Source organism: Niabella sp., from assembly GCF_030150205.1.
GTDB lineage: Bacteria > Bacteroidota > Bacteroidia > Chitinophagales > Chitinophagaceae > Niabella.
Map to the genome: position 1 here is coordinate 165,498 of NZ_JASLGT010000030.1, position 12,260 is coordinate 177,757.

Below are 12,260 nucleotides of genomic sequence, written 5' to 3' on the forward strand. Positions count from 1 at the left end.
TCTGCAGGAAAAAAAACGGTGGCTTAATTATTGGCCGAACATCCGGCAGCCGCCTGGATTATATATGTTGGCAATTTCCCCCGGAACAAGATAGCGTGTGCGAAATAAGCAATGCTCAGCCATTATCGCGCTTTATTCCTAACTTTAATTAAACATCCGTTTATGAAAACAGCAGCCTTTATCATGACCGCATTTGTCGCTTTAGAGCACCTGTATATACTTTGGATGGAAATGTTTGCCTGGGAAACAGCAGGTAAAAAGGCCTTTGCCGGGTCTTTACCGGATGCGTTATTTAAACCTACCAAAAAGCTTGCTGCAAACCAGGGTTTGTATAACGGGTTCCTGGCTGCAGGATTGATATGGTCATTCCTGATTTCAGATACTGGTTGGATGCTAAACATCCGGTTGTTTTTTCTGGCCTGCGTGGCCGTGGCGGGTATTTATGGCGCGGCTACAGCTTCGCGGAAAATATTTTTTATCCAGGCATTGCCCGCCCTTATTGCCATTATACTGGTATGCCTGTCCCGGTAATCGCCTGCCAATATTGACAGAACCGGCCTGCCTGGTTTTCATGTACAATTCAAAACCGGTAACTGAAAAATTGAAGTATTTAATGGAGCTGGATTTTTAGTACACGGCCCTGGTTTAAACCAACACGAACTTTTCTCTTCTTATAAGTATCCAGGACAAAAGAGCCCCGGCGCTGCCGGAAGGAGCGCATTATTATTGTTCATTCCGGTTGCCAATAAACGGATTAACCGCATTACCAACCGCTATCTTATTAGTAGTAAGGGATCACAGAAGGATTTTGACCCGGGTCTGTATCCGGATAGAGACCGGGTATTTGCAGCCTGTGTAGCTTATTAAAAAATAGAGACAAATAACACATCCGAAAGAGACGGATAGGAAAGTGATGCCGGAGCTTTTATTATAGTTTAGCGGTTGTGTATGGTATGAATAGAGCCCAGGTGGCTTTAACGGATACAAGGGGCGGCTGTAATCGCAAATGCCTCGCAGGATCCGCTGCCGGCTGGTGATGATGTTGCATGGTTTAAATACAGAAAAGCATTTACAAGCAATACGAAGAGTCGGGGTAATTCTTTACCGGGACTCGTTTTTTTTATCAAGTCCGGCATGCCGGCCATCGTTCTAAAAGAAGGCCCTTCAATTTCAAGTCTGAACCTGCTGCTGCAGCTGTTGATCAACTTGCAGGCTTTGATACCAAAACGTTCCGGTACTTCCTGTTGATCAAATACAATGATACCTGTTTGAAGCCATCTGTTACATATGGCAGAATAAGAAAGATCTTTTCAATAATAAAGCACGCGAAGCATTGGCCGTGTCTGGCATACGGTATTTGTTAAATGCAAAAAATGGATGCTGTTTTTTTCAAAAAAAAGGCCGGCTTAGGAATAAGCCCGCCCATTGAGAAATATTAGTGATTTTTTAATCAGGTACAAAAATGCATCTTTAAAATGGAAATGCGTTGTGTATTTGTCTCTTTATTCTTGTGTATTTTTGTGATAAACCCAACAGACCATACAGGGTACCTTTCCGATATAGCCATATCTGTCTTTTATTCATTTGTTGCCTGGAAAATTTTCGAGTATATTTTGTTGCCGTCTTTGTCTACCTGGCCGATCCGTACAAACAATTTCCCGTTTTCATGAAGCTGCGGGTTGTTGTTCTTACTGCAGGAATAAAGAACAGCGGCTGCAGTTATAGCGGCGGGGATCCATAAAAACCATTTGCGGCGTTTGAATCCCATACCCAGCAGCCCGGTTACCAATACCCCGGCAGTGCCAAGAGGGATCGCATTTGCTGCAATGGAAAATGCATAGGATTGATTTTCGCTGGTATTGCCATTATTGGCTTTAGATAGTACTTCACCGATCTTTACAAAATGTTGTCCGTCTGCAGAAGCCTCTATTTCAAAATGATGGTTATTGGTTTCTTCCAGGCTTTCCCAGTTAACCTGTAAGATACCGTTGCGGATGCGGGCATTTACAGCGCCAAACACCACCGGTAGTGGCTGGGCCCAGGTAACGGAGTAGGATACGGGTATGCTTTGCGCACCTGCCCTGTCTTTAAAGGCGTATTGGAAACTAACGGAAGTACTGCCGCTGCCGTTGGGGATAACGCTTAGTTTAGCCGCATCAAAGTTGGGGATCTCCGTTCCGGAAACAATAGCCACTGGTCCTGCGCCAAAATCATACATCAGGGTTCCATTGGCCGGGGCAGCTGTAAGTACAAAAGTGCTGGTAACCGTGCTTCCGCCAAGGTTGCCGTCTTCTGCATCCGTACCATTGGGTGCTGTAGGCCTGGTACCGGTATTGGAACCGCCAACAGCTCCGTTCAGCGGGATCGGTGTGCCGGCCTTCGGTTGGTAATTGAGTACATAAGACACCGGGTTGGCTACCGGGATCTGCTGTAGCCCGATGTTAAGACCGGAGATGTCGGCAGCCGTATTGTTAAAGCGAATGATCCCATCCGGACTTCCGGTTTGGAGGGCCGGGTTTCCACCGCCGTTTTCACTTACAACGGAGCTGCCGGGCGGTGTGGAGGCGGTGGCAGGACCCGGATCGCCGATGTTCAGGTTCTGGGTAGAAAGGGTGGCTTTCAGCCCGATGTCGCCGGCAGCGTATGGTATTTCCGTGTCAAAAACATAGTTGCCATTGGCATCTACCGGGGCTTTGGCAATGACCTTGCCGGTATTATCGGTAATGTATACATATAAGGGCGTAGTGGTGCCATTAACGCCGGTTTCGGTTCCGTCCAGGATACCGTTGGCATTGTTGTTGTTGAAGATGGTGCCGGATAAGTTAACCGCCCGCATTTCGATGAGGAGATCGTCAATCGTAAGGTCGTTACCGGCATTACTGTTTACACCGGTGTTATCAGCGTTGTAAAAGTTAAATACCAGCTGGGCGGGCGCTGCGCTTGCGGGTAATGTAAATGCCGAGGTAAGGTTTTGCCAGGAAAGATTGTTCCGGTTAGCCGTAGCGCGGGGCAGGACCCAGGTAGTTATCTGGGGCTGGCCATTTACGGTAGCATTGTACTTTGTACCGGTTCCATTGGCATTATCGCGTACGGAAATACCGATATATCCTTCTTTGTAAGTGTTCCCGGAACCGTTACCGGAGGGCCGGGTAGCCAGGTCGTAATGGAGTATATTGGCAGCCCAGAAATTGATCCGGTAGGTAGCACCGGGTATATTCAGCTGGCTGGTGCTGTATACATAATAACTGCCGCTGAATTCCCCGGTTTTTGCGGTGTTGGCGTTTATGATCATCATATACCCGGAGCCGGTGGTATGGTCGCCGGTGTTTTGCCAGGCATTCTGGTTAACACCGGAAGTGGCAAAATCATCTACCAGGTCGGGGTTGGTTGCTACCGCATACTGTCCGTCGTTTACGGGGTTTGCGGTCTTCACCGCATAGTCTGTTGTGCCCGGACTGATAAGCCCTGCAGGGTTGGTGCTGATGGGAGGGCCCGGCGTTCCGAAGTCTTCCGATAAAAGGGTCTTATACTTTTGTGCCGTTAAGGCCAGCGTGCTGAATACGCCAAATGTAAAGATCAGTAAGGTTTTTAACATGTGCATTGCATTTTATTTTAGGAGATCCGTTTGCAAAACTAGCATAGCCTTTCCCGCAAGGGGTGCCGCATCGTCTCTTATTTGTTGTGTGTTTGTCTCTTTAGATAGAAGACGGCGCTGTTCAGGAAACAGAAAGAACATCGGCTTCCTTTTTTTGTGTTTAGCGGCAGGATAAAGAATGGAGCTGCCGGCGACGGAGCGGGCAATATGCCAGGGATCCCCGGCCCAGGCCATAAAAAGAGACAAATTCCCAATAATAGAGACAAATGCGAAAGCTGTTAGCAGCAATGGATTCCGGCGTTTTTATGATCTTCGTATATTTATGAAATGGGGGAATGCTGTTGTGTATACAGGCACTCATCTGGGGTGAAAGATAAAAATGGTATGAAATTTACTAACCTGTTCGTTATCGTTGGCACAACAACGTTGCTGGTTCTTTTGTGTTCGGTTGTTCGCAATGCAATAAAAGGGAAGGAAGGCCTGGCCAACTGGCAAATCGTCCTGTTAATCATTGGTGTGATCGGTGTTGTTTACCCCGTTTGCAAACAGCTTTTTGAGTAAAGATAAAGAGAGGCGCCTGCGTTGCATTGGAGATGGAATATTTAATGGCAGGTGCCGGCAGGAATGAAAATTGGAGTACGCGTTATTGTGAAAATAGTTGCCGCGCCTCCTCAATTAGGGATAAAATGCGCATGCAACAGGATCCGTTACCTTGCACCTGCTTTTTGCCCGGGACGGCCTCTGTCTGATTTACACGATACAAAAGCGGATCTATATGAAAATAATATGCAGCCTGTTGTTAACCATTCTTTTTTTGCAGGGAACGTTTGCTCAAAAGTATGAAGCAAACTGGGCCTCGCTCAATACCCGTAAAATGCCGGAATGGTTTCATAAGGATAAGTTCGGTATTTTTATTCACTGGGGGGTATATGCCGTTCCGGCTTATGCGCCCGTCAAAACTACCGGCGACGCCAGCTTTTCAGAATGGTACTGGTATTGGCTGAATAAAGGCGTAAAGGATTTTGTAAATTTCCACCAGAAACGCTATGGCGGCAGTTTTGAATATCCGCAGTTTGAGTCTATGTTCAACGCCGAGCTATTTGACCCGCAGCAATGGGCGGGGGTATTAAAACGGTCGGGGGCGCGCTACGTAGTACTTACCAGTAAACATCATGACGGATACTGCCTGTGGAACAGTGTGGAGGCCGACCGGGCCTGGGGGCGTCCATGGAATGCGGTAACGGGCACTCCCAAACGCGACCTGCTGGGCGATCTTACCAACGCCGTGCGGGAGGCAGGGATGAAGATGGGCTATTATTATTCCTTGTACGAATGGTTTAACCCCCTTTGGTTGCGTGATAAGAAGCAATATGTAACGGAGCATTTGTTTCCGCAGTTTAAGGATCTGGTAACCCGGTATAAACCCGCCCTTATTTTTTCTGATGGCGACTGGAGTTTAAAAGACACGGCATGGAAAAGTGAGGAGCTGCTGGGCTGGTTGTTCAACCAATCGCCCGTAGCAAAAGACGTAGTGATCAATGACCGTTGGGGAAGCAATGTCAACGGAAAATATGCGGCTACGTACCGGTCGTCTGAATACGGAACCGGCCTGGATGCCACCGTGATCTGGGAAGAAAGCCAGGGCATCGGGCATTCTTACGGTTACAACCGGAATGAGCAGCTGGAGGATTATAAAACCAGCCGGCATCTGATCCTGATGCTGGCCGACGTGGTTTCACGAGGCGGCAACCTGCTGTTAGACATTGGGCCAACAGCAGACGGCCGCATACCGGTGATCATGCAACAACGCCTGGCAGATATAGGTGCCTGGCTGGCAGTAAACGGAGAAGCGATTTATGACACACGTCCTTTTAAGCACGCCTGTCAATGGAGCAGCGGGAAGGTGCCGGAAAGAAAGCAACAGGTTTTATGGGCAAATTATAATATTGAAGAACTGGTAAAGCCAAAGACAGACACTGCTCATATTGAAATCTTTTTTACCACTAAAGGCAGGGATCTTTACTGCATATTACCGGCATATAAACCGGTACTGCAGATCCGGGACCTGCGGGTGCCTCCAAATGCCACGACGGAGATCTGTGGTATTCATAAGGTTTTTAAGATCCGGAATAATGAGCAGGGCTGTTGGATCGATCTCTCTGCACTAAAACCCAGGGAGGCACCGGATGAACTATTGGTGTTGAAAATTAAAAACGCCTGGTAAGGATTTTTTGAAACAACGGAAGTTTGCCCCGGCCTGGACTGTATTTAGCCTAATAAATAAAACCCATTTACGTTGCCTGGATGATTCCGTAAAGACCGCTCTGCTACGGTCGGGGTAACGGTAATCCTGCCCGCATGAGCGTACTGATTTTGTCATTGGCTACGCTGCATGACGGTAGCGTGATTTGCTTTCATTACCATTGTCGGATGACATAAACCCCATTTCGTCACCCGGATTGTTCTTCTATACCTGGGGCATAAAAAACCCTGCCTAAGATTAAGCAGGGCCGGATTGATTAATCCTCTAAAATAAAACTGCATCTTTCGGTGCTATAAGGGATCACCTATGATTGCATATATCGCGTTCATAGGGCCTGTTATAGCTATATTACATTTTGGTATTCACTATAGGTTCTGGTCCTGCGCACCTGTGATGGAAGGTAAACCCCTCCTCCGGTACAGGTGGCAGCACTTTAAAGCAACGGCCCGGTAAGTGTTTTCTTTCGAGGGCCAAATATCAAACTTGATTCGATAAACGTGTTGTGCGTTTGTCTCTTTTTTCTTGCTTGTTTGTAGAGGCCACCGATTTGATACAGGGCCGGTTCGCAGGTCCACCAATCCTGTTATCGTCGCGCCGGGCGCAGCCGAAGCATCCCTGTGATGCCAGGCGGCCCGAAGACTGAGCGACCATTCAACTGTGTGATGCCGCCCCAGGTGATGAAAGCCAATGGTTCATCGCTGCTGCCTGTTGCAGGCCTTTCGATATAGCTGTAGTGCTTTCAAAAAGAGACAAATAAGAAAATAAAAGAGATGTTTGAATAAGCCTGTTTTTGCGCTTGATTTTATTTTTGTTCCGGGAAGTTTATGAAACGCAATCCAGAAAAAACGGAAATGTATATGTGTGTGGTGCGGAGGCAGAATGGTTTTCTGCTGATCCCGGTGCTTCATAACTACAGCCTTGTTGCCGGCATCAATGAAGTGACTGGCAACAGGATTGAAGCGCGATGGCATTGGGAGCAATAAGCCCCGGCTATTTGAAATTTACTAGAGGGACAAGAGTGGGTCTCCCGGTTTTTTTAGGCTATGGTTTCCCCTCTTGCTTTTATAAACGGACAGAACCAGCAGGTACGGTCATTGGATCGGAAGATACTGCCGGCGGTCAGTGACCGGTTGACTTCTGCTTCATTGAAAGGTGATCGCAGCCTGTATACCTTTACTACTATTATGTTCTTATTATGACGGTACTTTTTAACAACAGGGAGAAGAAAGTTAAATTCAGCTCCGAAAAAAAACTAATTGAGTGGATGCGTAAACATGATCCCGAGCGTTCTAAAGATCTTTTCGATTTTATGGAGGGATACCAAAAACGTAAGTTCCTTTTTGAAAAGATCTATTTGCGTACGGATTCGATAGCAATATTTGTGTCGGACCTGGTTCGTCATCACATTATTTCTATTGTGAAATGAACGCAGGTGCCCATAGCGCTGCTATATGAGGTGTTGAACAGCTGGTTTTTATTGATGGATCGTAAACGTTTGGGAATATTAAATGGTAAAGAATAAAATGGGGAAGCTTCCGCAGCCGGAGGAAGCCGGGCTTCCCTTGTTTTGCAGCAACTTCGAAGATCGGGCACATGTGCAGGCTGTTCCCGCTTTTATGGAAACGTCTTCGTTTTTTGAAAAGGAAGTTCCCGGGCTGCAATCGGAAGCGGTAACGGACCGTATGAGGTGGACCGCCTCCCATACCGGTAAAAGGCAAAACGCCGGTATGCAAAGCAACCTGGTGGCAGCGGTGGCCGTGGTACTGATCTTAATATCGATAGGGCTGCTTGCATTTAAAAATAACCCGGTTCAAAATGGAATGCAGCACATGACCATCCTGAACAAAGCGCAGGAATCGGAGGTGCAATTACCGGATGGTACCGGCGTGTGCCTCAGCGCCGGCAGCCGGTTGTCCTATAGCCGTGATTTTGGAACAGCCAGCCGGGAGGTAACCCTGGAAGGCGCCGCCTTTTTTGATGTAGCGGCCGATGCGGAACATCCCTTTATAGTGCATACAAAGGCCTTTGATATAGAGGCAGGGACGGCCGCCTTTAACCTGCGCGCTTATAAAGGGGCACCCGCCGGGCACATCACCTTACAGCGGGGACAAGCGGCCATTCAATTGAAAAACAACGGGGATAAAAAAATGATCCTGCAACCTGATGACAGCATCTCTGTTCCCAATACCTCCGAAGCGGCGGTGGAGGCATGCCCGGAGGAACAGTGTGTTCGCTAACAGGCGGCTGCAGGTTGCAGCATAGAGTCAGCTATATCAGCAGTAAAAACGCCGTTGCCTGTAATCTAAAGAGGGCAGCGTACCGGTGAATAATCTTTTTCCGGTCAGGGATTCAAAAACAGATACAAATACACAAGTAAAAGTAGACGGATTCGCTGTTCCGTTAGCATGCCGGCCGCTATTTTTGTAACGATGATCGAGGCTGCAAGTGGTAAAGATGGCAACCCTGTAACTGCAATCTGTACGGGTACAACGTTTTGCCCGTTTTTTAACCGTCTCAATGTGAACCGCCATAACCAAGTCCGCTGTGGTACAACCGGGTTTTCTAATGGCCCGGCATGCCCGGCGGCATTTTTGTAAAATCATTGCCGCCACAGCGCAATGAGCCAGCATGCAACGGTTGTATTTCTTACAACCATTAGCAGCGCACCCATATTCCACAAGTCCTCCCAGTCCCCCGGCACGGTTTCTATTTCACGCAGCGGCGCAAAGAAGCTGCGGGCGCAGCATTTGTGTTGCCGCAATGCAATCAGGCATTTCCCCGGCCTTAAGTCCCCGGTAGTACCGTCACCACTTACCCGATAAAAAACAAAGCTGCCATCTGTATCCGTATTTCAGTGCTTCTGTGGCTTCATTGCACACAACGGTTGTATTTCTCACAACCATTAGCAGCGCACCCATGTTCTACAAGTCCTCCCAGTTCCCCGGCACGGTTTCTATTTCACGCAGCGGCGCAAAGAAGCTGCGGGCGCAGCATTTGTGTTGCCGCAATGCAATCAGGCATTTCCCCGGCCTTAAGTCCCCGGTAGTACCGTCACCACTTACCCAATAAAAAACAAAGCTGCTATCTGTATCCGTGTTTCAGTGCTTCTGTGGCTTCATTGCACACAACAGTTGCATTTCTCACAACCATTAGCAGCGCACCCATATTCCACAAGTCTTCCCAGTCCCCCGGCATGGTTTCTATTTTACGCAGCGGCGCAAAGAAGCTGCGGGCGCAGCATTTGTATAGCCGCAATGCAATCAGGTATTTCCCCTGCCTCAAGTCCCTGGTAGTACCGTCACCACTTACCCAATAAAAAACAAAGCTGCTATCTGTGTCCGTGTTTCAGTGCTTCTGTGGCTTCATTGCACGCAACGGTTGCATTTCTTACAACAATTAGCAGCGCACCCATGTTCCACAAGTCCTCCCAGTTCCCCGGCTCCTCAGCGGCTTCATCTTATCCCGCCCGCTTCATCGTCTGCCGGCCCTTCACAAACCGTCTTCCTTTTTGTTTTTGAAAAAGCCGTGCAACCGGTTGGGCCCGGGCAACCGGTTTAAGAGCTGCAGCCGGCTGCTCAGCCGCAGCCGGCGGAATCAAGGCCACCGGTTCGGGCTCAGCAGGAGCCACCGGCAGAGCAGGGGCATCCGCCTGTAACAATCCGGCACAGCGTGCTTCCAGCTCCGCCTTAAATTGCTGGGCGTTCTTCAACGTTGCCACAATCTCGTCCAGGTCAAACTGCATGTCCAGGCGCTTTGGCTTGCTGTATCTTGCCAGGCGCAGTTCCAGGAATTCGATGCGGCATTTGGCCCGGCTTATATGATACTGGCATTCCTGGGTAGGAAGGCCCGCCAGAACCCAGGATAGCTTGTTATTCAGGAAGGAAATATCCAGGCGCAGGCTGCGGATTTCCTCCATTGCCCTGGCAACCATTTCCTGGTGTATTTCCAGCCGGTGTTCCAGGAAGTCTCTTTTCTTTTCCAGTTTTGCAATTTTTTTGGATACTGTTTTAATGGCGGTATCACAATCGGCGATCGTTAACAGCCCGGTTAAATCATAGATATTCATAACGTTTCGTTTTAGGTTAAATTCATATAATGAATATACAATTTTTTTAATCTGAAAGCAACTATTTTTTGTTAAAAATCAGCGCGCGGCGGAAATGGTTTTTACCGGCTGGTTTTAAAACCGTTCCCGGGAGTTATATGTTTTGTCTCCTTTTTTTCTTTTTTGTCTCGGCATATTGTATTATTTTGCTGGTTCCAAACAAACGTTTTACGTGCTTAATGGCAATAGAAAATGCATATAATGAGACGGAATTGATTGCTGACATGAAACGGGGAGATGCCGACGCCTTTACCCAGATATTTAAACGTTACAGGGAGCAGGTATTTAGATTTTCTTTCACATTAACAAAATCAAGGGAAACGGCGGAAGATCTTGTGCAGGAAGTTTTTTCAAAATTATGGGAGCGCCGCGACCAGATCGATACCCTGCAATCCTTCCAGGGGTATATAAAACGGATCACGTACAATCATGTGATGAGTTTTTTCAGAAAAGTAAAACTGGAAAAAGAACTGCAGCAGGAGCTGTACATAAATACGAGGCTATTGGGCCTGGAGCAGCAACATGCGGAAGCCTTCAACACAGAATCCATCCGTTTTTATAATATGCTGGTAGCGCAATTACCGGCACAACGAAAAAAAGCCTACCTGCTCAGCCGCGATGAAGGGCTTAGTTATGAGGCAATTGCAGGCGCGATGGGCATCAGTAAAAATACCGTAAGAAATCATATTGCAGAAGCGCTTCAATTTATCCGCGAACGGATGGCGCAGCGGTTGATGTTGATTTGCATGATGGGAATGCTGATCATGAATTGGTTAAAAAAATAAAACAGATATTCAATAAATTAAAATAAATATTCGACCGGTATGGTACCTTTATGGGTTTCGTGCGTATAGATAAAGGAGCCGGGTTTTTTGCAAACGGGTTTAAAGATGCTGAATACGGAAGAATTTAAAATATTATACGAAAAATTTTTGCGCAATGAATGCAGCGAAGCGGAGCTGCAGGTATTCATTGATGCAATGGCATCGGCTTCAGCGGCGGAACAAAATGAAGTATATCAGCTGTTTGATCAAACCTGGGAGGGAATGGCAACTGCAGAGGGGCCGCAACGGCAAACTGAAGCGCCATTGCCGGTTCCGGAGCAACCGCAGCTGCAGATCGTTGAAAAAAGCCGGGGCAAAAAACAATTATTCCAGTGGGTGGCGGCGGCCTGTTTGGTAGTATTGCTGGGCGCCGGGCTATCGCTCTGGCTCCGGTCTTCCAAAGCACCGGTTCAACCGGAGGCTGAGGCGCAGATCCGGTTATCGCCGGAAAGCAACCGGTCAACCCTTACCCTTGCGGACGGGTCATCCGTTGTTTTGGGCAATGGCGCCGATACGTCCATGGCCGTACAGGGCCATACCGAAGTATTGCGCATTAATAACGGGCTTGTTTATAAAGTAACGGAGAACGATCATGCGGCCACAGCATACAACGTACTTACAACGCCCCGCGGCGGACAGTATAAACTTACCCTTCCGGATGGCAGCAATGCCTGGCTGAATGCAGCGGCCTCCATCCGTTTCCCCGTGCAGTTTACCGGGGCCAGCCGGGAGGTGGAAGTAAGCGGTGAAGTGTATTTTGAGGTACAGAAGAACCCGGATATGCCATTTGTGGTACATGCAGGCCCCTCGCGCACGGAAGTACTGGGAACCCATTTCGATGTAAAAGCCTATGCCGATGAACCGTCTGTAAATGTTACACTGGCAGAGGGATCCGTTCGCTTCAGCAGCGGGGGCTTTAAGGAAGTATTAAAGCCAAACCAGCAGGCAAGGTTTGATAAACAATCCGGAACCGGAACCGTTCAGGAAGCCGATATGGCAACCGTAATGGCCTGGACCCGCGGAGAACTGTCCTTAAGCGGAATGGACCTGGATGCGCTGATGCGGGAAATTTCCCGGTGGTACGATGTGGATGTGGAAATAAAAGGAACATTACAACAGCGGCAGTTCCAGGGAACCTTAAAACGGAATGTAAGTCTGCAGGATGTGCTGGCGGCGCTGGATGCCAATGGGGTCGATACAAAACTGGAAGGCCGGAAGCTGATCGTGTCTGCGAAATAGCAATGCTGAGGCCACAGGCACCGAAGCCTGATATATAAAGAACCGGTTTATAACGGAAAAAGAGGAATGTTGCTGCCTGCCCATGTTCCCCCGGTACAGTACCTCCGCCGCGCCCTTGCTTCCTTGCGTGCAATGCAGCCACAGGCACCGAAGCCTGATATATATAAATAACTGGTTTATAACGGAAAAAGAGGAATGTTGCTGCCTGCCCATGTTCCCCCCGGTACAGTACCC

The 12,260-nt window shown here is 48.3% G+C and carries 10 protein-coding genes; 8 read left to right on the forward strand and 2 right to left on the reverse strand.

Going from position 1 to position 12,260, the window contains the following annotated elements:
• Positions 1-162 precede the first annotated feature (162 nt).
• Positions 163-531 (forward strand): DUF1304 domain-containing protein, encoded by a 369-nt coding sequence (locus tag Q1V85_RS22730; RefSeq protein ID WP_300603682.1) that lies wholly within the window; start codon positions 163-165, stop codon positions 529-531.
• 1,045 nt (positions 532-1,576) lie between these two features.
• On the opposite strand, the gene Q1V85_RS22735 is transcribed toward Q1V85_RS22730, so the two are convergent.
• Entirely contained in the window at positions 1,577-3,595 is a 2,019-nt protein-coding gene (locus tag Q1V85_RS22735; RefSeq protein WP_300603684.1) for a hypothetical protein, read from the reverse strand.
• A 384-nt stretch (positions 3,596-3,979) separates the two neighbouring features.
• Here Q1V85_RS22735 and Q1V85_RS22740 point away from each other — a divergent pair, with 384 nt between their 5' ends.
• The 5 genes from Q1V85_RS22740 to Q1V85_RS22760 all read left to right on the forward strand — a co-directional run bounded on the left by Q1V85_RS22740 (position 3,980) and on the right by Q1V85_RS22760 (position 8,095).
• Positions 3,980-4,156 (forward strand): hypothetical protein, encoded by a 177-nt coding sequence (locus Q1V85_RS22740; RefSeq protein ID WP_300603687.1) that lies wholly within the window; start codon positions 3,980-3,982, stop codon positions 4,154-4,156.
• Between the two features lie 214 nt (positions 4,157-4,370).
• Positions 4,371-5,819 (forward strand): alpha-L-fucosidase, encoded by a 1,449-nt coding sequence (locus Q1V85_RS22745; protein WP_300603689.1) that lies wholly within the window; start codon positions 4,371-4,373, stop codon positions 5,817-5,819.
• Positions 5,820-6,682: 863 nt separating this feature from the next.
• Complete coding sequence (locus Q1V85_RS22750; RefSeq protein ID WP_300603691.1) at positions 6,683-6,841, forward strand: hypothetical protein; 159 nt, start codon at positions 6,683-6,685, stop codon at positions 6,839-6,841.
• 212 nt (positions 6,842-7,053) lie between these two features.
• On the forward strand, positions 7,054-7,284 hold the full coding sequence (locus Q1V85_RS22755; RefSeq protein WP_300603694.1) for a hypothetical protein: 231 nt from the start codon (positions 7,054-7,056) through the stop codon (positions 7,282-7,284).
• A gap of 82 nt (positions 7,285-7,366) precedes the next feature.
• Complete coding sequence (locus Q1V85_RS22760) at positions 7,367-8,095, forward strand: FecR domain-containing protein (protein WP_300603697.1); 729 nt, start codon at positions 7,367-7,369, stop codon at positions 8,093-8,095.
• A 1,220-nt stretch (positions 8,096-9,315) separates the two neighbouring features.
• Here Q1V85_RS22760 and Q1V85_RS22765 read toward each other — a convergent pair.
• Positions 9,316-9,924 (reverse strand): hypothetical protein, encoded by a 609-nt coding sequence (locus Q1V85_RS22765; protein ID WP_300603699.1) that lies wholly within the window; start codon positions 9,922-9,924, stop codon positions 9,316-9,318.
• Positions 9,925-10,142: 218 nt separating this feature from the next.
• Here Q1V85_RS22765 and Q1V85_RS22770 point away from each other — a divergent pair, with 218 nt between their 5' ends.
• Entirely contained in the window at positions 10,143-10,748 is a 606-nt protein-coding gene (locus tag Q1V85_RS22770) for an RNA polymerase sigma factor (RefSeq protein ID WP_300603701.1), read from the forward strand.
• 105 nt (positions 10,749-10,853) lie between these two features.
• Entirely contained in the window at positions 10,854-12,026 is a 1,173-nt protein-coding gene (locus Q1V85_RS22775; protein WP_300603704.1) for a FecR family protein, read from the forward strand.
• Positions 12,027-12,260 lie beyond the last annotated feature (234 nt).

Coding starts and splice junctions, on each gene's coding strand:
- Q1V85_RS22730 (WP_300603682.1), top strand. CDS start 163: ATGAAAACAGCAGCCTTTATCATGACCGCATTTGTCGCTTTAGAGCAC.
- Q1V85_RS22735 (WP_300603684.1), bottom strand. CDS start 3,595: ATGTTAAAAACCTTACTGATCTTTACATTTGGCGTATTCAGCACGCTG.
- Q1V85_RS22740 (WP_300603687.1), top strand. CDS start 3,980: ATGAAATTTACTAACCTGTTCGTTATCGTTGGCACAACAACGTTGCTG.
- Q1V85_RS22745 (WP_300603689.1), top strand. CDS start 4,371: ATGAAAATAATATGCAGCCTGTTGTTAACCATTCTTTTTTTGCAGGGA.
- Q1V85_RS22750 (WP_300603691.1), top strand. CDS start 6,683: ATGAAACGCAATCCAGAAAAAACGGAAATGTATATGTGTGTGGTGCGG.
- Q1V85_RS22755 (WP_300603694.1), top strand. CDS start 7,054: ATGACGGTACTTTTTAACAACAGGGAGAAGAAAGTTAAATTCAGCTCC.
- Q1V85_RS22760 (WP_300603697.1), top strand. CDS start 7,367: ATGGTAAAGAATAAAATGGGGAAGCTTCCGCAGCCGGAGGAAGCCGGG.
- Q1V85_RS22765 (WP_300603699.1), bottom strand. CDS start 9,924: ATGAATATCTATGATTTAACCGGGCTGTTAACGATCGCCGATTGTGAT.
- Q1V85_RS22770 (WP_300603701.1), top strand. CDS start 10,143: ATGGCAATAGAAAATGCATATAATGAGACGGAATTGATTGCTGACATG.
- Q1V85_RS22775 (WP_300603704.1), top strand. CDS start 10,854: ATGCTGAATACGGAAGAATTTAAAATATTATACGAAAAATTTTTGCGC.